The sequence below is a fragment of the Flavonifractor sp. An4 genome (assembly GCF_002161755.1).
GTDB classification, from domain to species: domain Bacteria; phylum Bacillota; class Clostridia; order Oscillospirales; family Oscillospiraceae; genus Flavonifractor; species Flavonifractor avicola.
In genome coordinates this window covers 75768-97059 of sequence record NZ_NFIL01000002.1, presented here as the reverse complement: position 1 = coordinate 97059, position 21292 = coordinate 75768, and the positions used below count along the sequence as shown (strand labels likewise).

At 60.0% G+C, this 21292-nt stretch carries 22 protein-coding genes; 4 read left to right on the top strand and 18 right to left on the bottom strand.

The window, feature by feature from the left end; translation table 11 throughout:
• Positions 1 to 72: 72 nt before the first annotated feature.
• The 18 genes from clpX to glyA form a co-directional block, all read right to left on the bottom strand.
• The gene (clpX, locus tag B5F94_RS01625; protein WP_087327015.1) at positions 73 to 1386 is read right to left on the bottom strand and encodes an ATP-dependent Clp protease ATP-binding subunit ClpX; all 1314 of its coding nucleotides are present in this window, start codon (positions 1384 to 1386) and stop codon (positions 73 to 75) included.
• Between the two features lie 94 nt (positions 1387 to 1480).
• Positions 1481 to 2062 (bottom strand): ATP-dependent Clp protease proteolytic subunit, encoded by a 582-nt coding sequence (locus tag B5F94_RS01620; RefSeq protein WP_087187897.1) that lies wholly within the window; start codon positions 2060 to 2062, stop codon positions 1481 to 1483.
• Positions 2063 to 2182: 120 nt separating this feature from the next.
• A complete protein-coding gene (gene tig / locus B5F94_RS01615; protein ID WP_087327013.1) occupies positions 2183 to 3616 on the bottom strand; it encodes a trigger factor in 1434 nt (477 codons plus the stop codon).
• A gap of 118 nt (positions 3617 to 3734) precedes the next feature.
• The gene (locus B5F94_RS01610) at positions 3735 to 4415 is read right to left on the bottom strand and encodes a metallophosphoesterase (protein ID WP_087187895.1); all 681 of its coding nucleotides are present in this window, start codon (positions 4413 to 4415) and stop codon (positions 3735 to 3737) included.
• On the bottom strand, positions 4416 to 5903 hold the full coding sequence (gene thrC / locus B5F94_RS01605; protein ID WP_087327010.1) for a threonine synthase: 1488 nt from the start codon (positions 5901 to 5903) through the stop codon (positions 4416 to 4418).
• Complete coding sequence (locus B5F94_RS01600) at positions 5891 to 6835, bottom strand: dipeptidase (protein ID WP_087327007.1); 945 nt, start codon at positions 6833 to 6835, stop codon at positions 5891 to 5893. The genes thrC and B5F94_RS01600 overlap by 13 nt, the downstream gene beginning before the upstream one ends.
• Positions 6836 to 6849: 14 nt before the next feature.
• Positions 6850 to 7221, bottom strand: a complete 372-nt coding sequence (locus tag B5F94_RS01595) for a YraN family protein (protein WP_087327004.1) — start codon at positions 7219 to 7221, stop codon at positions 6850 to 6852.
• Complete coding sequence (locus B5F94_RS01590) at positions 7218 to 7823, bottom strand: ribonuclease HII (RefSeq protein ID WP_204247456.1); 606 nt, start codon at positions 7821 to 7823, stop codon at positions 7218 to 7220. The genes B5F94_RS01595 and B5F94_RS01590 overlap by 4 nt, the downstream gene beginning before the upstream one ends.
• Before the next feature lie 14 nt (positions 7824 to 7837).
• The gene (gene ylqF, locus B5F94_RS01585) at positions 7838 to 8692 is read right to left on the bottom strand and encodes a ribosome biogenesis GTPase YlqF (RefSeq protein WP_087326998.1); all 855 of its coding nucleotides are present in this window, start codon (positions 8690 to 8692) and stop codon (positions 7838 to 7840) included.
• Between the two features lie 135 nt (positions 8693 to 8827).
• Positions 8828 to 10834, bottom strand: coding sequence for an amidohydrolase family protein (locus B5F94_RS01580; protein ID WP_087326995.1), 2007 nt, complete (start codon positions 10832 to 10834; stop codon positions 8828 to 8830).
• 366 nt (positions 10835 to 11200) lie between these two features.
• Positions 11201 to 11542: a 50S ribosomal protein L19 gene (gene rplS / locus B5F94_RS01575; protein ID WP_087187964.1), complete on the bottom strand. Its 342-nt coding sequence runs from the start codon at positions 11540 to 11542 to the stop codon at positions 11201 to 11203.
• Positions 11543 to 11680: 138 nt separating this feature from the next.
• The gene (locus B5F94_RS01570; protein ID WP_087326992.1) at positions 11681 to 12262 is read right to left on the bottom strand and encodes a site-2 protease family protein; all 582 of its coding nucleotides are present in this window, start codon (positions 12260 to 12262) and stop codon (positions 11681 to 11683) included.
• Complete coding sequence (locus B5F94_RS01565) at positions 12263 to 13174, bottom strand: M23 family metallopeptidase (protein ID WP_242965533.1); 912 nt, start codon at positions 13172 to 13174, stop codon at positions 12263 to 12265.
• 136 nt (positions 13175 to 13310) lie between these two features.
• On the bottom strand, positions 13311 to 14582 hold the full coding sequence (locus B5F94_RS01560; protein WP_087326986.1) for a replication-associated recombination protein A: 1272 nt from the start codon (positions 14580 to 14582) through the stop codon (positions 13311 to 13313).
• 275 nt (positions 14583 to 14857) lie between these two features.
• Positions 14858 to 15928 (bottom strand): S-layer homology domain-containing protein, encoded by a 1071-nt coding sequence (locus B5F94_RS01555; RefSeq protein ID WP_158100234.1) that lies wholly within the window; start codon positions 15926 to 15928, stop codon positions 14858 to 14860.
• Positions 15929 to 16112: 184 nt separating this feature from the next.
• Positions 16113 to 16313, bottom strand: a complete 201-nt coding sequence (locus tag B5F94_RS01550; RefSeq protein ID WP_087327209.1) for a helix-turn-helix transcriptional regulator — start codon at positions 16311 to 16313, stop codon at positions 16113 to 16115.
• Positions 16310 to 16666 (bottom strand): DUF3796 domain-containing protein, encoded by a 357-nt coding sequence (locus tag B5F94_RS01545; RefSeq protein WP_087326979.1) that lies wholly within the window; start codon positions 16664 to 16666, stop codon positions 16310 to 16312. Before B5F94_RS01545 ends, B5F94_RS01550 begins: the two co-directional genes overlap by 4 nt.
• A 132-nt stretch (positions 16667 to 16798) precedes the next feature.
• Positions 16799 to 18040, bottom strand: a complete 1242-nt coding sequence (glyA, locus tag B5F94_RS01540; RefSeq protein ID WP_087187884.1) for a serine hydroxymethyltransferase — start codon at positions 18038 to 18040, stop codon at positions 16799 to 16801.
• 138 nt (positions 18041 to 18178) lie between these two features.
• Between glyA and nth the strand changes: the two genes are divergently transcribed.
• The 4 genes from nth (at position 18179) to mreB (ending at position 21263) form a co-directional block, all read left to right on the top strand.
• Positions 18179 to 18826, top strand: a complete 648-nt coding sequence (gene nth / locus B5F94_RS01535; protein WP_087187883.1) for an endonuclease III — start codon at positions 18179 to 18181, stop codon at positions 18824 to 18826.
• A 392-nt stretch (positions 18827 to 19218) separates the two neighbouring features.
• Entirely contained in the window at positions 19219 to 19398 is a 180-nt protein-coding gene (locus B5F94_RS01530) for a hypothetical protein (protein ID WP_087187882.1), read from the top strand.
• Positions 19395 to 20051, top strand: coding sequence for a ComF family protein (locus B5F94_RS01525; RefSeq protein ID WP_087326976.1), 657 nt, complete (start codon positions 19395 to 19397; stop codon positions 20049 to 20051). The genes B5F94_RS01530 and B5F94_RS01525 overlap by 4 nt, the downstream gene beginning before the upstream one ends.
• 189 nt (positions 20052 to 20240) lie before the next feature.
• Positions 20241 to 21263, top strand: a complete 1023-nt coding sequence (gene mreB / locus B5F94_RS01520) for a rod shape-determining protein (RefSeq protein WP_087326973.1) — start codon at positions 20241 to 20243, stop codon at positions 21261 to 21263.
• Positions 21264 to 21292: the final 29 nt, after the last annotated feature.

The window sequence follows — 21292 nt, the reverse complement described above, 5'->3', positions numbered from 1 at the left end:
AGGACCGGGGGCGGCCGGTCCTGCCCAGTCTCCCGGTTCCTGTCTCCTATATTGGTCTTATGGCTGTTCTGTTCAGGACACGTTGCCCTTGGGGGATTTTCCGCCGTGCTCGGCACGGAGGGACGCGCCGCCCAGCCTGGGCCGGTGGGTGCGCTCCGGGTCGTGCTCCACCGTGGGAGGCACATGGTCCTTGACGCTCTCGGCGGTGATGGTCACCTTGGTAATGGTGGGGTCGGAAGGCACGTCATACATGACCTGGGTCATGACCTCCTCCAGCACCGCCCGCAGGCCGCGGGCGCCGATGCCACGCTCAATGGCCTTGTCGGCAGCCGCCTCCAGGGCGGCGGCGTCAAAGGTGAGATCCACCATATCGTACTCCAGCAGCTTCTGGTACTGCTTCACCAGGGCGTTTTTGGGCTCGGTGAGGATACGCACCAGCTGGTCCTTGTCCAGGGCGTTCAGGGTGGTAATCACCGGCAGACGGCCCACCAGCTCGGGGATGATGCCGAACTTCAGCAGGTCGTGGGGCTGAACCTCCTTGAAGATGGCGGTATCCTTCTCCTTCTTGCTCTGGATCTCGGCGCCGAAGCCGATGGTCTTTTTGTCCAGACGCTGCTCGATGATCTTCTCCATGCCGTCGAAGGCGCCGCCGCAGATGAAAAGGATGTTCTTGGTGTTGATCTGGATGAACTCCTGATGGGGGTGCTTGCGGCCGCCCTGGGGGGGCACGTTGGCCACGGTACCCTCCAGGATCTTCAGCAGGGCCTGCTGCACACCCTCGCCGGACACGTCGCGGGTGATGGAGGTGTTCTCACTCTTGCGGGCGATCTTGTCGATCTCATCCACATAAATGATGCCCCGCTCGGCCAGCTCGATGTCGTAATCGGCGGCCTGGACCAGACGCAGCAGGATGTTCTCCACGTCGTCGCCCACATAACCCGCCTCGGTGAGGGTGGTGGCGTCGGCGATGGCGAAGGGTACCTTCAGGATGCGGGCCAGGGTCTGGGCAAACAGGGTCTTGCCGCATCCGGTGGGACCCATGAGCAGGATGTTGCTCTTCTGGAGCTCCACATCCTCCCCGCCCCCGAAGTAGATGCGCTTATAGTGGTTGTATACCGCCACGGACAGGGCCACCTTGGCATCCTCCTGGCCGATGATATACTGATCCAGCACATCCCGGATCTCCCGGGGGGTGGGAATCACATCGGGGATATCGGGGGACAGGGCCTCCTCCGGATCGTAGTTGTCGTCCAGAATGCTCATGCACAGGTGGACGCACTCATTGCAGATATAGGCCCCGGGGCCGGCAATGATGCGGGCCACCTGGTCCTGGTGCTTGCCGCAAAAGGAACAGCGTACGCTTTTGCGCTCGTCGTTTTTTGGCATATCGTTACCTCGTCGTACTCTGGATTGGTTGCAGATGGGAGCAGGTAAAAAGCCGGAAAGGGAGCGGGGCGTTTCCTCCCCGCTCCCCCGCAGATTACCGGGAATAGATGACCTTGTCGATCAGGCCAAACTCCTTGGCTTCCTCAGCGGACATGAAGTTGTCGCGCTCACAGGCGGCAGTGACTTCCGCTACATTCTTACCGGTGTTGTCGGCCAGGATCTGGTTCATACGCTTCTTGATGATCTCCAGGCGCTTGAGGTGGATGGCCATATCAGTGATCTGGCCCTGGGTGCCGGCGGAGGGCTGATGGATCATGATCTCCGCGTTGGGCAGTGCCAGGCGCTTGCCCTTGGCGCCGGAAGAGAGCAGGAAGGCCCCCATGCTGGCCGCCATACCGATGCAGATGGTGGATACATCACACTTGATGTACTGCATGGTATCATAGATGGCCATACCATCGGTGACGGAGCCGCCGGGGCTGTTGATATAGAACTGAATGTCCTTGTCCGGGTCCTGGGCCTCCAGGTAGAGCAGCTGGGCTACCACCAGGCTGGCGGTAGTGGCATTGACCTCCTCGCCCAGGAAGATGATGCGGTCGTTGAGCAGGCGGGAGAAAATGTCGTAGGACCGCTCGCCCCGATTGGTTTGCTCCACTACATAGGGTACTAAGCTCATGATTGCGAAACTCCTTTATTCTGATGTCGGGGCGCCGGGCCTCCCTCTCAGAGACCCGGGCCCCGGACCATCCCCACCCTTGGGCAGGCTTACCTCAAAGTATGCCCGCCTCACGGCGTCTTATTCCTCAGTTTTCTCCTGAGCGGGAGCCTCCTCAGCGGGAGCCTCCTCGGTCTTCTTCTTGGTGGTGCGGCGCTTCTTGGGCTTCTCCTCGCCCTCGGCAGCCTCACCCTCGGCCTCCTCGACCTTCTTCTTGGTGGTCTTCTTCTTGGCGGGAGCCTTGCCCACCTTGGCGCTGTCATAGATGACCTGCTCGGCCTTCTGGATGGCCAGGCCCTTCTTCACGTCCTCAGCGGGAGCGGCAGCCTTCACCTGATCCAGCTCCATGTGGTACTCGTCGGCCAGACGCTTGTACTCGGCCTCCAGGTCCTCGTCGCTGATCTCAATGTTCTCAGCAGCCACAACGGCACCCAGAGCCAGGTCACGACGCACCCGCTCCATGGCGGCGGCGGCGGCCTGAGAGCGGACAATGTCGATGGTCATACCGGTCATAGCCATATACTGCTCGAAGGGGATGCCCTGAGCCTGGATGCGGCGGGCCATATCCTCCACCATCTGGTCGGTCTCGTAGGCCACCATGGCGTCGGGGATCTCAACCTCCATGTTGTCCATGACCTGCTCCATGATAGCAGCCTCAAAGGCGCGCTTGGCCTGGGCCTCACGGCGCTCGGTCAGCTTGTCGGCCAGGTCCTTCTTGAAGGCCTCCAGGGTGTCAAACTCGGACACGTCCTTGGCAAACTCGTCGTCCACGGTGGGCAGCTGCTTCTCCTTGACCTCGTGGACCTTGACCTTGAACACCACGGGGGCGCCGGCCAGATCCTCGGCGTGATAGTCCTCGGGGAAGGTGACGTTCACGTCCTTCTCGTCGCCGGCCTTGGTGCCAACCAGCTGATCCTCAAAGCCGGGGATAAAGGCGCCGGAGCCCAGCTCCAGGCTGTGGCCCTCGGCCTTGCCGCCGTCGAAGGGAACGCCGTCCTTGAAGCCCTCGAAGTCGATGACCACGGTGTCGCCGTTCTGAGCCTCACGCTCCACGGTCACCATACGGCTGGCGCGGTTGATGTAGGGCTTGAGCTCGTTGTCGATATCCTCGTCGGTGATCTTGACCTCTTCCTTCTCAGCAGTGAGGCCCTTGTACTCGCCCAGCTTCACCTCAGGACGGACGGTGACGGTGGCCTTGAAGGTCAGGCCGTCCTTGCCGGCCTCCAGAACCTCCACGTTGGGCCAGGACACCACGTCCAGCTTCTCCTGCTCCACGGCATCGGCATAGGCCTTGGGATAGAGCTCATTGATGGCATCTTCATAGAACACGCCGGAGCCGAACATACCCTCGATGATCTTCCGGGGAGCCTTGCCCTTCCGGAAGCCGGGCACGTTGATCTTGTTGCGCTGCTTCAGATAAGCCTTCTGGACCGCGGCCTCAAACTCCTCGCCGCCGATCTCGATGACCAGCTGAACGGCGCTCTTTTCCTGCTTCTCGACGCTTTTGACATTCATCTTGTTAACTTCCTCCTGTCAGCCCCGGGGCCCGGACAGGGGTCCAGGACGGGGCAGCTTTCGCGTTATCCGTTATATATTATCAGATGTGCGCGGAAATTGCCATAGTTTTTTTCAATTATTCCAGGATTTTTTGAGGCTGGAACCCCACATAGTCCGCCGCCACCAGATGATAGACCACCGGACCGTACTTTCCTTCCACCGCCAAACGGTGGCTTCCGCCGTGCAGATGGCCGTAATAACAGGCCTCCACCTCATACTTTTCAAGCAGTGCGATGATCTCCGCACAGCGGTAGCCCTGATACAGGGGCGGGTAGTGGAGAAAACACAGCTTCTTCCTCTCCCCCGCCGCCTTTAAAGAGGCCTCCAGCCGGATCAGTTCCCGGTTGAACACCTTCTGGTCCCCTTTTTCCTCGTAAAACCAGCCCCGGGTGCCGCACAGAGCGTACTCACCGTATTCGTAGCAGTTGTTGTGGAGGATCTTCAGGGTAGAAAAGCCCTTCTCTGCAAAAAAGCGGTTCATCTTGGATGCGGTATTCCACCAGTAGTCATGGTTGCCCTTGAGCATCAGCTTGCGGACGCCGGGCAGGCTGTCCAGAAAGGCAAAGTCGGCCTCCGCCTCCTCCAGGCTCATGCCCCAGGACAGATCGCCGCACAGCACCACCGTGTCCTCCGGGCCTACCGCCTGAAAGCCCTCCCGCAGCTTGTCCACATAGCCCTCCCAGCCGCCGCCAAATACATCCATGGGCTTGTTGGAGGCCAGGGAGAGGTGGGTATCGCCAATGACAAACAGGGCCATTTACTTGAGCATCTCCAGCACTTGGTCCACCATGTGCTCCTTGGAGACGGTCTGGCTGAACCGCACGCTCTTGTTCTTGAGGGCAGCCAGAGGAGCAGGCACAGGCACACCGGTGAGCTCGGCCAGCTGATCCAGGATAGCGGTCCCCTCCGCCAGCTCGGTGACGCCCAGGGCGCCCAGCACGCTGTCGCAGAACTTGAAGGGGCTGGCGGTAGACACCACCACGGCGGGCGTCTCGTCGCCGGTCTCCTTCCGGTACTGATCCAGCACGTCGAAGGCCACGGCGGTGTGGGGATCAATGAGATATTTGTGCTCCTGCCACATCTGACCGATGACCTTCTGGGTCTGGGCATCATCACAGCAGCCGGCGGCAAAGATGCGGCTGAGCTTGGTCTGGATGGCGGGGCTTACCTTATACATTCCCACGGTGTTCAGCTGGTTCATATAGCCCCGCACCTCGGCATCGTCATGGTTGCTCAGGGCAAAGAGCATCCGCTCCAGGTTGGAGGAGATCAGGATGTCCATGGAGGGGGACATCGTATTGTAGAAGGTGCGGTTGCGGTCGTACTGACCGGTGCGGATAAAGTCAGTGAGCACGTTGTTGGCATTGGAGGCGCAAATCAGCTTGTTGATGGGCACGCCCATCTCCTTGGCGTAGTAGGCCGCCAGGATGTTGCCGAAGTTGCCGGTGGGGACGCAGACGTTAATGGGGTCCCCCTTGTTGATCTTCTCGTCTCGCAGCAGGTCGCAGTAGGCCGAGATATAGTAGACGATCTGAGGAAGCACCCGGCCCCAGTTGATGGAGTTGGCGGAGGACAGGAAATACTCCCGCTCTGCCAGCTGCTCCCGCAGGGCCTCGTCGGAGAAGAGTTTCTTCACGCCGGTCTGGGCGTCGTCAAAGTTGCCCACTACGGAGCAGACTCCCACGTTGCCGCCCTCCTGGGTGTTCATCTGCAGCTCCTGGATAGCAGACACGCCGTCCTTGGGATAGAACACCAGAATGCGGGTGCGGTCCACGTCCCGGAAGCCCTCCAGGGCAGCCTTACCGGTGTCGCCGGAGGTGGCCACCAGAATGCACACCGTCTTGGACTCCTGATTCTTCTTCAGGGAGGCGGTGAGCAGGTAAGGCAGCATCTGCAGCGCCATGTCCTTGAAGGCGCAGGTGGGGCCGTGCCACAGTTCCAAGCAGTAGGTCTTGTCGTCCACCTGCCGGACGGGAGCCACCTCAGGTACGTCAAACTTGGCGCCGCCGTAGGCCTTGCTGGCAAAGGAGGTCAGCTCGGAGGAGGTGAAGTCGTCCAGATAGGAGTTCATCACAAAGACCGCCCGCTGCTGGTAGGACATATCCCGCATGGTATTCAGGCCGTTGGGAGACAGCTTGGGGAACACCTCGGGGGTCATGAGGCCGCCGTCGGCGGCCAGTCCCCGGGCAATGGCCTGAGCTGCGGTGCAGCGGTCCTGTTTGTTTCTCGTGCTTACATAGTACATACTTTGCTCACTACCCTCATCAGATTATTGAAGAACAGATCCTGCAGCAGAGACGTGGAGTAACCCCGCTCCAGCAGGAAGTGGTAAAGTCGTTCATAGTCCTGGACTCCGGCCATGCTGCCGGCCAGGGGGCTGCATCCGTCCAGATCGCCCCCCAGGGCGATGTTTTTCTCGCCCCCCAGCTCCAGCCAGTGGTCCAGATGGGCGGCAATGGCCTCCAGATCCGCCTTACCGCCCACAAACTCAGCGTAGAGGTTCAGTCCCGCCACGCCGCCATGCTCTATTATGGCAGTAAATTGCTCGTCGGTCAAGTTCCGGGGATGAGAAAACGCAGACCGGCTGTTGGAATGACTGGCAAAAAAGGGACCGGACAGGGTATCCGCCACATCCCAGAAGCCCGGGTCGGACAGATGGGACACATCCACCAGCACTCCCAGCTCCTCCGCTTTGCGGACAAAGGCCTTTCCCTGAACGGTCAAGCCCTTGTCGGTGTCCTCTGCGTTGGTGCCGCCCAGAGCGTTGGCCCGGTTCCAGGTGGGATTGACCGCCCGGACACCCAAAGCACAGGCCTCCTCCAGCCGTTCCACAGAACAGTCCAGCAGCTCTGCCCCCTCTACAGACAGGAAGGCGGCCATCTTCCCGGCGGCGAAGGCCTTCTCCGCCTCCTCTGCCGTCCGGCAGTGGGCAATCACAGAGGCGTTGGCCTCCATTTCCCGGGAAAAGAGCTGGTATTCCCGCTCAAAGGTCTCCCGGGGTGTAAGCCCGGGGAAATCCTCCGGCTGACCAAAGAGGGCAAAGAATTGAGCGTACCGGCGGAAGGCTCTCCCCCGCTCCAGATCCACATGATAGGAATTGCGGCCAAAGCCGCCCCCCTCCAGGCAGCATTTCAGCACCGTATCACAGTGTCCGTCAAAGACGTCGATCTCCGGCAAGGCACCCGCCTCCTTTAAAACGCATTTTCCCAATAGTGAAACTCCGGTTCCCGGGTAGCCATGCCTTGGGGCGCGTACAGCTCCGCCACGTCGAACCGGGGCTGAAGCCCCATGTCAGGGTGCTCCGCCAGCCAGCACTCCGCCGTGGTCCGCAGCTTCTGCTGCTTCCACCGGTCCACCGCCGCCCGCCCGGGGGCGAAGGAATCATTCTTCCGCAGCTTCACTTCTATAAAGCATAAATACTTGTCAGTCGTTGCAATCAGGTCGATTTCTCCAAACCGGCAGTGATAACCGGCGGCAACGATGGTATAACCCCGCTGCCGCAGCTGCTCCGCCGCCTTGGCCTCCCCCCAACGGCCCAGCAGCTTGGCCTCTCCCCCGCTCATAGCTTTTTCAGGAAGGTGCGGCGGTGGATGGGACAGGGCCCGTACTGCCGCAGCCGCTCATAGTGGAGTTTTGTAGGGTATCCCTTGTGCTGCTCAAAGGCGTACTGGGGGTACTGTTTCGCCATCTCCTCCATGTACCGGTCCCGGCTCACCTTGGCCAGAATGGAGGCGGCGGCAATAGATGCCGACAGGGAATCTCCCTTTACAACTGTTGCGTGGGGCGTGGTGACGGCTCCGTGCTTTCCATAGTCCCGGTTACCGTCGATTAGGGCGAAGTCGGGCTTGACGCTCAAGCCGTCAATGGCCCGCTGCATGGCGTTCATCCGGGCGCTGAGGATATCGGTTTCATCAATCTCCTCTGCCTCTACCCATGCCACGCTCCAGGCCTGGGCCTGCTCTATAATCAGATCGTAGAGCTGATCCCGCTTTTTAGGAGTCAGCTTTTTGGAGTCATTGAGGCCGGGGATCACCAACTCCCGGGGCAGGATCACCGCAGCGGCGTACACCCGACCGGCCAGTGGACCAGCTCCCGCTTCGTCGCATCCGCACACCAGTTCATGGCCCTGGGCCCAGCAGTCCCGCTCCAGTTCCCACAGATCCATACAGTATATCTCCTTTACACCTCTTGAGGAGTCTCCAGAGTAAAGTTACCCAGCTTGCCACTGCGGTACTCCTCCAGCAGCACCCGTGCCATACGCTCGGTGTCCACCTCGCCGCCGGAGATCAAGAAGCCCCGCTTGCGGCCGCAGGCCTCCAGCAGCTCCCAACCAGCCAGGCCGGGCTGGGGCTCCACCTTGTAGCGGTCGGTGATGGCCTGGGGATACCGCTGTCCCAAAATCTCCATCAGGTGGCAGGCCAGGGTCTCCCGGTCCATGATTTCATCCTTCACCGCCCCGGTAAAGGCCAGGTGCATTCCGGTGATCTCGTCCTCAAACTTGGGCCAGAGAATGCCGGGGGTGTCCAGCAGGTCCAGGCCCGGGTCCACGTTGACCCACTGCTTGCCCCGGGTGACGCCGGGCTTGTTGCCCGCCTTGGCGGACTTCTTTTTGGCCACCTGATTGATGAAGGTGGACTTGCCCACGTTGGGCACCCCCACCACCATGGCCCGCACAGGGCGGCCCACCAGGCCCTTGGCTTTCCACTGCTCGATCTTGTCCCTCAGGGCAGACTTAATGGCGGTGGAGAACTGGTTGACTCCCTTGCCGTCCCGGGCGTTGGTCTCCATGACCCACCAGCCCCGCTGGCGGAACCAGTCCCCCCACACCTTATTCATGGCCGGGTCGGCCTGATCCGCCCGGTTAAGGATGATGAGCCGGGGCTTATCGCCCACGATCTCATCGATATCCGGGTTGCGGCTGGAAATGGGGATGCGGGCGTCGATGATCTCCGCCACCAGGTCCACCAGCTTCAGGTCCGCCTGGATCTGCCGCCGGGTCTTTGTCATATGGCCGGGATACCATTGGATATTCATGCTCCCGCCTCCTTTGGTTCGGTTAGAATCAATTTTATGCTCCATTATACACAAGATATAGTAGTTTGAAAAGAGCAAACACGCACAAAAAAGCGGCTCCGGATCAATCCGGAGCCGCTTTGCGGAACAGAGAATTTACTTGAGCCAGCCGACAGAGACACAGGAGCTGAGGCCGTACCAGGTCACGTTGCGGCCCAGACCCTCAAAGAGGGCGCGCACACCCACATACTCCACACCGTTGACGGTCTTGATCTCCACCTCAGCGGTCTTGTCCTCCACAGTGATGGTGGCCTTGGAGCCGTCCCGGGTCACAGTGGCGGTCAGGCCGTTGGCCAGATCGCTCAGCGGCGCATAGATCGTGCCGGGTTCGGTGTAGAAGGGGCTGTTAAAGGTCAGGGGCAGGCCGTTCCACATAATGGTGGGCTTGCTGTTGTCCCGGGTAAAGACTACCTCGCCGCCAGAAACCGTCATCAGGGCCTGGGTGTCCTTGATATCCTCCTCGGGGCAGGTCATAATATCGCGGTCCAGCACCACGAAGTCGGCCAGCTTGCCAACCTCCAGAGAGCCCTTGATATCCTCATTGAACTCGGCATAGGCGGACCAGTTGGTGAAGGAGCGCAGAGCCTCCTCGCGGGTCATAGCCTGCTCCATGTGCCAGCCGCCCTCAGGGGAGCCCAGACGGTTGCAGCGGGTGACAGCAGCATACAGACCATGATAGGGGTTGACCAGCTCCACGGGAGCGTCGGAGCCGTTGGGGATGATGCCGCCCTTATCCAGGATGGTGCGCCAGGCATAGGAGGTCTTGATGCGCTCGGAACCCACACGGTCCTCGGCTACCAGCATATCGGAGGTAGCATGGGTGGTCTGCATGGAGGGCAGGATACCCAGTTCCAGAGCCCGATCGATATCCTCGGGAGCCACGATCTGGAAGTGCTCGATGCGCAGGCGGTGGTCCTCTCTGGGGTTGGCCTTGATGGCCGCCTCGTAGGCGTTGATCACCTGATGGTTGGCGCCGTCGCCGATGGCGTGGGTGGCAACCTGGTAGCCGGCGTCATAGGCCACCTTGACGATGGGGTCAATCTCCTCCTGGGTATAGCGGTAGTCGCCGATGTGGTCATCCCGGTCGCTGTAGGGCTCCAACATGGCGGCGGAGCGGGCGCCCAGAGAGCCGTCGGCAAACATCTTGACGCAGCGCAGGCTGAGATGGTTGTTATATAGCAGCTCATAGTTATCCGGATCAATGGGATGGTCCTTCAGATACTGAGCGGTTTCATTGTCGGCGGCGGTGTGGGAGATCATGCCGTACACCCGCAGCTTCAGCTGGCCGGACTCGTACAGTGGCCCAAAGACCTCCTCATACACCTCAATGCTGTTGCCGGCGTCCATGGCGGAGGTGAGACCGTAGGAGAACAGCTGCTCCTGGGCCTTCAGCAGGCCCTGCCGCTGCTGCTCCAGGGTCAGCTCAGGGATCTGAGCCCGGATAGGATTCATGGCGGTGTCGGTCATGCAGCCCAGCAGCTCGCCGTTTTCATCCTTCAGATACTCGCCGCCCTGGGGGTTGGGGGTATCCTTGGTAATGCCGCCCAGCTCCAGTGCCATGCTGTTGGCCCAGCCCATATGGCCGCAGGCCCGGGTAAGGAACACGGGATTGTTGGGCGCCACCGCGTCCAGCTCCTCCTTGGTGGGATAGTCCGTGTTCTCCCAAACGGTGTTCATCCAGCCCCGTCCCTGGATCCACTCACCGGGCTCGGCCTGCTCGGCCGCCGCCTTTACCAGATCCAGAATGGTCTGCTTGGGCATCCAGAAGCAGTCCAGATTCATCAAACTGCTGCCCAGACCGGTAACGTGCATATGGCCCTCCACCAGGCCGGGAATGACGGTTTTACCGCCCAGATCCACCACCTTGGTATCGGCGCCGATGTAGGCCTCCACGCCGGCCTCATCGCCCACATATACCAGGCGGTCGCCCTTGACGGCGATGGCGCTGACCACCGTGAAATCCTCGTTTACAGTATAGATTTTGCCGTTGCGGTACACACTGTCGGCGGGCTCAGGGCCGGCCGCAGAGGCGGGGAAGATGGAGAGAAGCATGGTAAGTGCCAAAATCGTGCCAAGAATGCGTCCAAAGCCTTTGCGTGACATGAATTTCGCCTCCTATTTGATTCTTCTTTCTCAGTTTCCCGGTGTGTGCGATTGGGCCTATCCTCCTTTCCTCTTGCTCTTGCCTGTAGCGTACCATGAAGCATTTTCTTTTGCAAGACGGTTTTTCAAAAGTCCATTTATGCCTCTGTATTCCTCTATTCTGTCTGAAACCATTTAAAAACCTTAAAAATATTTCAGTTTCTTTATGAATTATAACCAAAACAAGAATATCAAACTTCGTCGTTCTCAATTTAGAAATGCATTTTTGTGCAAGATGGCAAATAGTTTGCATATTCTAACCACTTTTAGACATAAAAAAAGAGAGAGGCAGCTGCCTCTCTCCTTTTTCGGATAAATCCAATGCGATTAGATGCGCTCCTTAACCTTGGCGCTCTTACCCACGCGGTCACGCAGATAATACAGCTTGGCGCGGCGCACCTTACCCTTGCGGACGATCTCGATCTTGTCCACAGCGGGAGCGTGGATGGGGAACACCTTCTCCACACCGACGCCGTAGGACACGCGGCGAACAGTGATGGTCTCCTCGATGCCGCCGTGCTTCTTGGCGATCACGGTGCCCTCAAAGACCTGGATACGCTCGCGGTTGCCTTCCTTGATGTGCACGTGCACACGGACGGTGTCGCCCACATTGGCCACGGGGGGCTCAGCCTTCTGATACTTGGCGCTGAAAGCCTGCATAAGATCCATTTGATTTTCCTCCTGTTGATAGGCGTTCTTACCGGCCATATTCCCGCCGTCCTTCTCTGGACAGCAGCCGCAGAGGACCGCCCTTTATTGAGTCCGAGGTATTATATCATGCCCCACCACAAATTGCAAGCAGATTTTTCATTTTTTCTTGGTTTTCCGCAGCGGGATGGCGGACAGCCACAGAGCAACCAGCAGCAAGGTCAGGTTGCCCTCCCCTACCCGCCACAGCAGCAGAGCCCCCATAGTCAGGCCCATGGACAGCCCAACGGAAAGCAGGCCCACCACCGGCTGTGCCCAGTCCTCCCTGCCCGCCAGGGTCAGCAGGCAGCTCAGCGCCCGGCCTCCGTCCAGCGGCCCCACCGGCAGCAGATTAAACAGGCCCAGAGCCAGATGAAGGCCGGTAAAGCACCACCAGGCCTCCCCCAGTCCTGAACAGAGCCAGGCGCACAGCAGATTGACCGCCGGTCCGGCCAGGGCGGCCGCCAGCTCCCGGGCGGGGCCCAGGGGACAGCGTGCAGACAGGGCCATCTCCGCCCCCACGCAGGAGAGTTTCAGCCGGGCCACTCTGCCTCCCAGCAGCCGGATGGCGGCATAATGGCCCAGCTCATGGAGGGCGCAGGCCGCCAAAGCCTGGGGCACCACCCCCCCGCTGTCCAGATAGTACAGCAGGGCCCACAGCAGCAGGGCCCCTGCCGTGATCTCCACACGCCCCCATCTCATTCAGTTGGTCTCGATATAGTAGATGGGATTGATCCGCACCCCGTTGAACCGCAGCTCCAGATGCAAATGGGGTCCGGTGGTGTTGCCGGTGTCGCCGGACAGGGCCACCGTGTCCCCTGCCTTCACCGTCTGGCCCTGACTGACCAGCAGCTGACTGCAATGGGCGTAAAAGCTCTTCACCCCGTTGGCGTGGCTGATCTGGAGATAGAGGCCGTACTGATCGGGGTCGTCGCCGATATAGTCTACCACCCCGTCGGCAAAGGCCTTGACCTGGGTGCCGGTGTTCACTGCCAGATCCACCCCGTTGTGGAACTTCTCCTCCCCGTCCACCGGGTGCTCCCGCCAGCCAAAGGGTGAGGTGAGCACCCCCATCACCGGGCTCACTGTCTCCCCCACATCCAGCCGGTACTTATCCATGGAGGTGTTGTCCGGCAGAGCGGGACCGGTATAGTCCACGTGCTCCACCGCCGGTTCAGGAGTGGGAGTCGGCTCTGGGGTGACCTCCGGCTGGGGCGCCGGTGTGGCGGCCACCGCCGGGGTAGCCTGGGGGTCAATCTTCAGCCCCAGGGTCCCGGTGCCTTCCTGACGGCCAAAGCCGCTGAGCCAGGCAGCCTGGGCAGCATAGAGGGCGTTCTCCCCCGCCGCCCCGCTGGGCTTGGCCTCCTCCCTGCCCAGCATCTGGCTCCAGGCATCCCCCAGGGTATCCAACATCGGCTCTCCCTTGGAGATAGACTGGCCCAGGTCGGCAAAGACCGCCTGAAAATCCGTGTCTCCCCGCAGCAGGCCCAGCACCTGCTCCCGCAGGTCGGCGATCCGCTCCGGGAAGATCCCTTTTCCGATAAATACCGCCAAAAACAGTGCCAGACAGACCACCAGCTGGGTGATCCGCCGCCTCTCCCGTGGGCCCAGCACTGTTTTTCCCTTCTTTTGTCCCGTTCTTCTGCTGGCAACCCTGCTTCGCTGCTCTCTCATGCCGGCCCGCATCCCTTCTGTATGAGTGTGGGCTATCTATATGCGGCAGAGCGGCGGTTTATGCGGACAACCCGATTTAGGGTTTGTCCCCCATGATGGCGTCCCAGTACCGTTTGGCAGCCTGTTCCACCTTGTTGTCTCCGTACTGATAATAGTGACTGCCCGCCAGGGCGTCGGGCAGGTACTGCTGTTTCACCCAGTGGTTGGGGAAATCGTGGGGGTAGAGGTACCCCTGCTCCCGCTCCATCCCCGCCGAATCGGCGTGGACGTTCTGGAGGTGCCGGGGATAGTCCCCCGTCTTGCCCTTGCGGATGTCAGCCTGGGCAGCGGCAATAGCCTTGTACACCGAGTTAGATTTGGGGGCGGTGGCCAGCAGGATGGCCGCTTGGGCCAACGGCAGCCGTGCCTCAGGCAGACCCAGCTGGAGGGCGTTGTCCACCAGAGCCTTAACGATGAGGGCCGCCTGGGGATAGGCCATGCCCACGTCCTCGCTGGCCGAGCACAGCAGCCGCCGGATGGCGGTGATCAGGTCCCCCGCCTCCAGCAGCCGGGCCAGATAGTGGCAGGCGGCATCCGGGTCGGAGCCCCGGAGGGACTTCATCAGGGCGGAGGCAATGTCGTAGTGGTCGTCCCCCTCCCGGTCATACCGCATGGCAGAGCGCTGGGCCACCGTCTGAGCATCGGCCAAAGTGACAAGGAGCTTTCCTTGCTCCCGCTTGGCGGAGTTGAGGAGCAGTTCCACCGCGTTCATGGCCTTGCGCACGTCCCCGCCGCAGGCGGAGGCGATATGCTCCTTCACGCCCTCCTCGCAAACTACCTCGCCCTCCAGCCGCTCCCCCATGAGCCTGATGCCCCGCTCCACGGCAGGCAGCACGTCGGCGGCAGTGAGGGGCTTGAACTCAAAGACGCTGGAGCGGCTGAGCACCGCGTTGTAGACATAGAAGTAAGGATTCTCGGTGGTAGAAGCGATGAGGGTGATCTTGCCGTTCTCCATGAACTCCAGCAGGGACTGCTGCTGCTTTTTATTGAAGTACTGGATCTCATCCAGATAGAGCAACACCCCGTCGGGGGCCAGCATGGTGCCGATCTGAGCCATAATCTCCTTGATGTCGGAGATGGAGGCGGTGGTGGCATTGAGCCGGTGGAGGGGTCGGTTGGTGCGCTTGGCGATGATGTTGGCCACCGTGGTCTTGCCGGTGCCCGATGGGCCGTAAAACACCAGATTGGGGATATTGCCTCCCTCAATGATGCGGCGGAGCAGCCCTCCCTCCCCCAATATGTGGCGCTGGCCCACCACCTCGTCCAGAGACTGGGGCCGGGTCTCGTCCGCCAAAGGCCGGTATGTCATGGGAACGACCTCCCTTAAAAGCAGAATGGAGCGGAATTACTTCCGCTCCATGCCATTTTGAACCTTTCACAAAGGTTCAAAATGTATTTGACTGAATGCGAAAGACAACCCTGACGGTTTTCTTTCACACTATCTTTCCCTCCGAAACCTTAACCCCGGAGGTTCCTTCCTCAGTCCAAGCAGAATGGAGCGGAATTACTTCCGCTCCATTCTAACACGCGTTCGAGTATTCGTAAAGGGAACGGGGCGGGAAAATTCCCGTCCCACGGGATGTTTCAGCTCCCGGAGCGCTGAGTCACCTGCCTGGTTGTCAGGTCCAGCTGGTACTGCACCCCGTCTACCGTGTAAGAAAACGTGTCCTGGCTGTCGTTCACCGACCAGTCAGAGCCCATCTTGGCCGCCGACAGCACCTGCACCCGTCCATCCCGGTAAATAACCAGCAGTTCCTCGGAAAAATGCATCATGTTCCGGTGGCGGATGGCCAGGACGGTGCCCCAGGGCGTATCTGCCTGGAACCCCGGGATGTTGGTGCCGGGGTCACCCTTGTGGAACACCTCCCACAGCTCCTGCTGATAGGCCGCCTCCTCCAGCTTGATCACGTTGCCCTTGGCGGCACTCACCGGGGCGTCCTCATACAGCCGCAGGAAGGTAACTGCCGCCTGCTCCCGGCTGTAGGTGCCCAGCGGGTCAAAGGTCAGCGCGGAAGCAGAGGTGCTTCCCATGATGTCCAGTCCCACCACAGAAGCAATGCTGTCTATGGCCCAGGTGGCCATTTCGCTATAGTCGGTATAGCCGCTGTACAGCGCAATCCGATGGTCCTCCGGGTCCAGCTTCTGATAGACCCGGGCCAACAGACAGGCCGCCTCCTGCCGGGTAATGGTACCCTCCGGGTCATAGAGGGTGCCGTCCCCCTTGCCGTTGACCAGGCCCATGTGGTAGGCAGCCTGGATATAGCCTCGCTGCTCTCCCGTGGGCAGATCTGTGAAGCAGGAGCCGCTCTTCTCGTCGGAGAACCGCTGCCACCAAGTCAGCCCGTCGCCGAAGTCCTCCTCCCCCCAGAATTCGCCGTTGCGGTCGGGGCAGTAGGTCATATAGTCGTTGACCAGCTGCTCATCGGTGCGGTCATAGGTCACGGCCAGATAGCGGATGACCATCATGGCAAACTCGCCTCGGGTCATAGGCTGCTGCCAATCCTCCTGAAGGGACTGGGGCACCAGGCCAACCTCCACCGCACGGCTCACCTCCTCTTCCGCCCAGGGAGAGGGGCCGTCCTCCACCGCCATGGCAGCGGGCAGACAGCCCAGCAGCAGTACCAGGGAAAGGGCCAGAGATGCAATCCGTTTCATGAGCATGACCTTCCTTTCTATTTAGACTCTCTAATGGTATTCTACTACAAAAACACTTCAGCCGGGGCATTTGTGACAGGATTTTTATAAAAATTTTAGAAACAACATTATAAAGCAGAATGGAGCAGAATTACTTCCACTCCATTCTAGCATACCTTTGATTGACCTTAAAGAGAAACTGCATCTATTCCTCTGTAACGGTAAAGACCTCCTCAATGGATACGCCAAATACTTGAGCAATGTTCCAGGCCAGTACCAGAGAAGGATTGTACTTCCCCTTTTCCAGATTGCTGATAGTCTCCCGCCGGACCCCCACTATCCTGGCCAGCTCCTCCTGACTGAGGTTCAGCCGGGCCCTATGTTCCTTGATCCGATTGTATATCATGTCCGGGTGTACCACCATTCTTTACAGCTCCACCAAAATCCGGACAGGGCATATACCGCCACCGCCACGCCCCAGCCCATGGCAAAGGCCGGATACAGCCCTTCTTTAGAGCTATCCCCCAGCAGTAAACACCCAAGGGCTGCCGCTACAGAAACCGTCATGCCCGCAAAAAAGCCCAGGGCGGCGGAGCGCTGAATGCGTCCTGTCTCCATTTCATCCGCCCGGATGAAAAAATACTGGAAGTCCACCGCAAACGCAAAGAAGCCCAGGAAGGCTCGCTCCGGTGTAAATACCCCCACAAAACCCAGCAGAGACAGTAAGCCGATCAGTCCATACCATCGTTTGGACCGCATCTCATTCCCTCCTCTTTTATGTGATGTATTTCGCTCATCTTGTGATAAATTTACCACATATCAATTGAACTGTCAAGCAGAAATAAGGAGAAACGCAACAAGGCCGCCCGAAGGCGGCCTTGTAAATAGTGCTTATTCGTACAGGGGGTATTTTGCAGTGAGCTGGGCCACCTGGGCACGCAGGTTCTCCTGGTTGTCCTCGAAGTTGGTGGCGGTCTGCCACATGACCTGGGCAATGACCTTCATGTCCTCCTCCACAAAGCCCCGGCTGGTGGCGGCGGGAGTACCCACCCGGATACCGGAGGTGACGAAGGGCTTCTCGGGGTCATTGGGGATGGCGTTCTTGTTGACGGTGATGTTGACCTCGTCCAGCCGGTGCTCCATCTCCTTGCCGGTGAGGTGGGCAGGCCGCAGGTCCACCAGCATCAGGTGGTTGTCGGTGCCGCCGGACACCAGGTCGAAGCCCTCCTTCAGCAGGGCGTCCGCCAGAGCGGCGGCGTTCTTCACGATCTGCTGCTGGTAGGTCTTGAACTCGGGCTTGAGGGCCTCGCCCAGAGCCACCGCCTTGGCGGCGATGATGTGCTCCAGAGGGCCGCCCTGGCTGCCGGGGAAAATGGCGGAGTCGATCTTCTTGGCCAGCTCCTCCTTGCACAGGATCATGCCGCCTCTGGGTCCCCGGAGGGTCTTGTGGGTGGTGGTGGTCACCACGTCGGCGTAGGGCACCGGGTTGGGATGGAGCCCGGCGGCCACCAGACCGGCGATGTGAGCCATATCCACGAAGAGGTAGGCTCCCACCTCATGGGCGATGTCGGCAAAGGTCTTGAAGTCGATGACGCGGGGGTAGGCGGAAGCGCCGGCCAGGATCATCTTGGGCTGATGCTTCTTGGCCAGATCCCGGACCTGGTCGTAGTCGATATAGCCCTGCTCGTTGACCCCATAGGCCACCATGTTGTAGTTCTTGCCGGAGAAGTTGACGGGAGAGCCGTGGGTCAGGTGGCCGCCGTTGGCCAGATCCATGCCCAGCACGGTGTCGCCGTGCTCGCACAGAGCCTGATAGACCGCGAAATTGGCGTTGGCGCCGCAGTGGGGCTGCACATTGGCGTGGTCGGCTCCGAAGAGCTGGCAGGCCCGCTTGCGGGCGATCTCCTCCACCACGTCCACGCACTGGCAGCCGCCGTAGTACCGCTTGCCGGGATAGCCCTCGGCATATTTATTGGTGAGCACCGTGCCCGCCGCGGCCAGCACCGCCTGGCTGACGAAGTTCTCAGAGGCGATGAGCTCAATGTTGCGCTGCTGCCGGGCGTACTCCGCCTCAACGGCCTGACCTACCTCCGGGTCCTGGGCGGTAAGAAACTCCATGATATCCTTGACCAATGTCTGTCGCCACCTTTCAAAATTTTAGCGATTTAACTCATTATACCGGATGATTCCCAAAATTACAATCGTCACCATAGGAAAAACCCTCTCGTTTTTTGCTGCGTTGTGTGTTATATTGTCTAACGAGGTGATCCTATGAAAGACCATCAGGATGTCATTGCCATTGTGGAGGAGCTCAAGCGCCTCTACCCCGACGCCCTGTGTTCCCTGCAATATCCCAAGCCCTATGAGCTGCTCTTCGCCGTCCGTCTGGCTGCCCAGTGCACCGATGAGCGGGTCAATATGGTCACGCCCGCCCTGTACGCCCGCTTCCCCACCCTGGAGTCTCTGGCGGAGGCCGACGTCAGCGAGGTGGAGACCTACATCCACTCCACCGGCTTCTTCCGGGCCAAGGCCCGGGACATCGTGGCCGCCGCCCGGATGCTGGTGGATGTGTACGGCGGCGTGGTGCCCGACAATATGGAGGACCTGCTGAAGCTGCCCGGCGTGGGCCGCAAAACCGCCAACCTGATCCTGGGCGACGTATATAAGACCCCCGGCGTGGTGGTGGCAGATACCCACTGCATCCGCATTACCGGCCTGCTGGGCCTCACCGACGGCACCAAGGACCCGGTTAAAACCGAGATGCAGCTGCGTAAGATCCTTCCCCCGGAGGAATCCAGCGACTTCTGCCATCGGATGGTGCTTCACGGCCGGGCGGTGTGCGTGGCCCGGCGGCCCGACTGCCAAAACTGTACCCTGCGGCCCTGGTGCGACCATTTTCAGAAGAGCGTTGGAGATTAAGCCGATTAGTTCCAAATAGTTTCGCCCTGTTGGGCGAGTGCCTTTCTGTGCGGACAGAAAGGCACCAAAGAACCGTCAAAGGGGAGAGGGATTTCGATTTCCCTCTCCCCTTTGAAATCCCCTCTCCTTAAAACGACCAATCAGGGGGGAGACTGCGGTCTCCCCCCTATTGGATGTACCCCCCTGGGGACGGGCCGATGAGGACATCGGCCCCTACATCAATCTTGGAAGTCTGTTTGTAGGGGCGGGCGCCCACACCCGCCCGCCCATCCCATCTAGTCGAATTTTGTGCGTGCAATTTTGTGCACTTTCCCATATTCCATGCAAACTTTCATACTATATATCCAGGATGCGTGCAATCGCACGCAAAGCAGGATGGAGGTGTGAAAGACATGGGAAAAGAAGTCAAACACATTGGCTTACGGGTCACGCCTGAGATCCATCAGAAATTGCGGTACATCGCATCTTATGAGGGCAGAACCATCAATGGACAGGCGCATTATCTGATCCAAAGCTGCATCCGGGAATTTGAAAAGGAGCACGGGCCGATTCCGGCGGAGGGATCAAAATGAGCGGGCCGCTGGGCTTTGTGCTGGACCTGCTCTTCCCGCCCAAGTGTGTGTTCTGCGGGAAGGTGCTGGACTCCGGCGAAAGCGGCTTCTGCCGGCGCTGCCAGCGGGAACTGCCCTGGCTCACCGACGGCGAAGCGGAACTGACAGGGGAATTTTTCTCTCTGTGTGCCGCGCCGCTGCGCTATCAGGCTAAGGTGCGGGATTCCATCCACCGGTACAAATTCAAAGGACGCCGTGGCTATCATAAAGTATACGGCAAATTGGTGGCCCAGTGTGTCCATGATCATTTGGACGGGCGATACGATCTCATCACCTGGGTGCCTCTCTCCGACCGGCGAAAGAGGGAGCGTGGCTATGATCAGGCCTTCCTGCTGGCCAGCGCCGCCGCTCTGGAGCTGGGAGATGTGGCGGTGGAGACCCTGCGGAAGGAGCGGAATACCGATCCCCAGTCCGGCATCACCGAGGATGCCCAGCGCCGGGCCAATGTACTGGGCGCCTATACCCCGGTGGACCCGGAGCTGGTAGCAGGCAAGCGGATCCTGCTCATTGACGATGTGGTAACCACCGGTTCCACCCTGTCCGAATGCGCCCGCACCCTGCGTACCATGGGGGCAGAGGATGTGGTGTGCGCCGCCCTTGCCCGGGCCAGATAGGCGGTCTGACCGGTCATCTGCCGGGAAAATTCAGAAAATTAGCGGAAATTTACGTTGAAATGGCGGGCATACTTCTGTATAATATAGAGGATTCAGACTGGGGCATTGCATCCAGTCTTGTTTGACTGAGTTGGCTTTCTGGTCAGTCATCACCATTCATCATACAGAGTAAAACGTCGAGGTGCAGGTATGTTCAGTAAAGATATCGGTATCGACCTGGGTACTGCTTCTATCCTGGTCTATGTAAAGGGCAAGGGCGTGGTCCTGCGGGAGCCCTCCGTGGTGGCTATTGACAAAAATACGGGCAAGCTGCTCAAAGTGGGCACCGAGGCTCAGCAGATGCTGGGCCGTACCCCCGGCAACATCGTGGCCATCCGTCCCCTGCGGGAGGGCGTCATCTCCGACTACGACATGACCGAACGGATGCTCAAGGAGTTCATCCGCAAGGTGACCTCCTTCCGGCTCTTCAAGCCCCGTATCGTCATCTGCGTTCCCTCCGGCATCACCGAGGTGGAGGAGCGCGCCGTCATCGACGCCGGCATCCAGGCCGGCGCCCGCCGGGTATATCTCATTGAGGAGCCCGTGGCCGCCGCCATTGGCGCCGGTATCGACATCGCCAAGCCCGACGGCCATATGATCGTGGACATCGGCGGCGGCACCACCGATATTGCCGTCATCTCCCTGTCCGGCATTGTGGAGTCCACCTCCATCAAGATTGCCGGAGACCAGTTCGACGAGGCCATCGTCAAGTATATCCGCCGCAAGCACAATGTGCTCATCGGCGAGCGCACCGCCGAGGAGCTGAAGATGCAGATCGGCTGCGTGTTCCCCCGCCCCGAGGAGCAGACTGTGGAGATTAAGGGCCGCTGCCTGATGACCGGCCTGCCCCGTGTGTTTTCCGTGTCCTCCAGCGAGATGATCGAGGCCTTCGAGGAGGTCTCCACCCGCATCCTGGAGGCCATCCACGGCGTGCTGGAGCGCACCCCCCCCGAGCTGGTGGCCGACATCTCCACCAACGGTATTGTCATGACCGGCGGCGGCTCCCTGGTCTGGGGCTTCGACAAGCTGATCGAGTCTCATACCGGCATCGAGACCCATGTGGCCGACGACGCCATCTCCTGCGTGGCCTACGGTACCGGCAAGAGCCTGGACGACGTGGACTCCATGCAGGACGGCACCATCAACCTGTCCCGCCGCAAGCAGATGAACTGAATCAAAACCTCACATTTGGCGTGCCGCAC

Excerpts from the sequence above, each read along its gene's own strand:
- B5F94_RS01530 (WP_087187882.1), top strand. The coding sequence starts at position 19,219 with ATGGGAAAAGAAGTCAAACACATTGGCTTACGGGTCACGCCTGAGATC.
- B5F94_RS01590 (WP_204247456.1), bottom strand. The coding sequence starts at position 7,823 with ATGGATCTGTGGGAACTGGAGCGGGACTGCTGGGCCCAGGGCCATGAA.
- nth (WP_087187883.1), top strand. The coding sequence starts at position 18,179 with ATGAAAGACCATCAGGATGTCATTGCCATTGTGGAGGAGCTCAAGCGC.
- B5F94_RS01580 (WP_087326995.1), bottom strand. The coding sequence starts at position 10,834 with ATGTCACGCAAAGGCTTTGGACGCATTCTTGGCACGATTTTGGCACTT.
- B5F94_RS01550 (WP_087327209.1), bottom strand. The coding sequence starts at position 16,313 with ATGATATACAATCGGATCAAGGAACATAGGGCCCGGCTGAACCTCAGT.
- B5F94_RS01545 (WP_087326979.1), bottom strand. The coding sequence starts at position 16,666 with ATGCGGTCCAAACGATGGTATGGACTGATCGGCTTACTGTCTCTGCTG.
- B5F94_RS01570 (WP_087326992.1), bottom strand. The coding sequence starts at position 12,262 with ATGAGATGGGGGCGTGTGGAGATCACGGCAGGGGCCCTGCTGCTGTGG.
- B5F94_RS01620 (WP_087187897.1), bottom strand. The coding sequence starts at position 2,062 with ATGAGCTTAGTACCCTATGTAGTGGAGCAAACCAATCGGGGCGAGCGG.
- rplS (WP_087187964.1), bottom strand. The coding sequence starts at position 11,542 with ATGGATCTTATGCAGGCTTTCAGCGCCAAGTATCAGAAGGCTGAGCCC.
- clpX (WP_087327015.1), bottom strand. The coding sequence starts at position 1,386 with ATGCCAAAAAACGACGAGCGCAAAAGCGTACGCTGTTCCTTTTGCGGC.
- mreB (WP_087326973.1), top strand. The coding sequence starts at position 20,241 with ATGTTCAGTAAAGATATCGGTATCGACCTGGGTACTGCTTCTATCCTG.
- B5F94_RS01595 (WP_087327004.1), bottom strand. The coding sequence starts at position 7,221 with ATGAGCGGGGGAGAGGCCAAGCTGCTGGGCCGTTGGGGGGAGGCCAAG.
- ylqF (WP_087326998.1), bottom strand. The coding sequence starts at position 8,692 with ATGAATATCCAATGGTATCCCGGCCATATGACAAAGACCCGGCGGCAG.
- tig (WP_087327013.1), bottom strand. The coding sequence starts at position 3,616 with ATGAATGTCAAAAGCGTCGAGAAGCAGGAAAAGAGCGCCGTTCAGCTG.
- thrC (WP_087327010.1), bottom strand. The coding sequence starts at position 5,903 with ATGTACTATGTAAGCACGAGAAACAAACAGGACCGCTGCACCGCAGCT.
- B5F94_RS01560 (WP_087326986.1), bottom strand. The coding sequence starts at position 14,582 with ATGACATACCGGCCTTTGGCGGACGAGACCCGGCCCCAGTCTCTGGAC.
- B5F94_RS01525 (WP_087326976.1), top strand. The coding sequence starts at position 19,395 with ATGAGCGGGCCGCTGGGCTTTGTGCTGGACCTGCTCTTCCCGCCCAAG.
- B5F94_RS01610 (WP_087187895.1), bottom strand. The coding sequence starts at position 4,415 with ATGGCCCTGTTTGTCATTGGCGATACCCACCTCTCCCTGGCCTCCAAC.
- B5F94_RS01555 (WP_158100234.1), bottom strand. The coding sequence starts at position 15,928 with ATGAAACGGATTGCATCTCTGGCCCTTTCCCTGGTACTGCTGCTGGGC.